Source organism: Bradyrhizobium sp. P2_E8 (assembly GCF_056403875.1).
Window position 1 is genome coordinate 1 of record NZ_JBFUES010001722.1, and the last position, 815, is coordinate 815.

The 815-nt window shown below is 66.5% G+C and carries 1 protein-coding gene; it reads left to right on the top strand.

The genetic code is table 11. From position 1 onward, the window contains the following. Positions 1–178 precede the first annotated feature (178 nt). On the top strand, positions 179–815 hold a 637-nt coding region (locus AC1D00_RS43480; RefSeq protein WP_477014978.1), incomplete at its 3' end, for a PhzF family phenazine biosynthesis protein.

Genomic DNA, 815 nt, shown 5'->3' on the forward strand with positions numbered 1-815 from the left:
GCCCGGCGTCGCGGCGAAGGCCGTTGCGAGCGTGCGCGCCTGCTCTTCCGCCTCTAGATCTCTTCCGCCATTGCTCCGATTGCTCCGAATTTTGGGGCATGACGAGTGATGTTTTCGGCTTGTAGACTGCTGCGCGACGTAGCCGATTGCGGCTGCGATTTGCGTGAGGAAAGCAAAGATGCAGCGGCGCTACATCACCGTCGACGTGTTCACCGACCGCGCCTTCGGCGGCAACCAGCTCGCCGTGGTGCTCGATGCCGGCGGCTTGTCGACGGCGCAGATGCAGGCGATCGCGACCGAGTTCAACTATTCCGAGACGACCTTCGTGCTGCCGCCGCGCGACAAGGCCAATGACGCCGAGGTGCGCATCTTCACGCCGGTGCGGGAGCTGCCCTTTGCCGGTCATCCCAATGTCGGCACTGCCTTCGTGCTGGCGAGCCTCGCGACGGAGCCGAAGCGGCGTCTGCTGTTCGAGGAGAAGGCGGGGCTGGTCCCGGTCGAGATCGTACGGGAGCAGGGACGGGTGCTCAGCACCGAGCTCACCGCGCCGCAGCCGCTGGCGCGCCTCGCGAAGTGTTCCGCCGAAGAGATCGCGGCCTGCATCTCCCTGACCGCGGAGGATATCAAGATCGATCGCCATGCCCCGCAGGTCGTCGGCGTTGGAACGCCCTTCGTGGTGGCGGAAGTGGGATCGCGCGAGGCTGTGCGGCGGGCCAAGCCCGATGCTGCGGCGTTCAGCCGGATGTTGCCGCGCGATGGCGCCTTCTCGGTCTATTTCTACACGCGCGACGTGCCGGCGGCGGAAGCTCCATGCG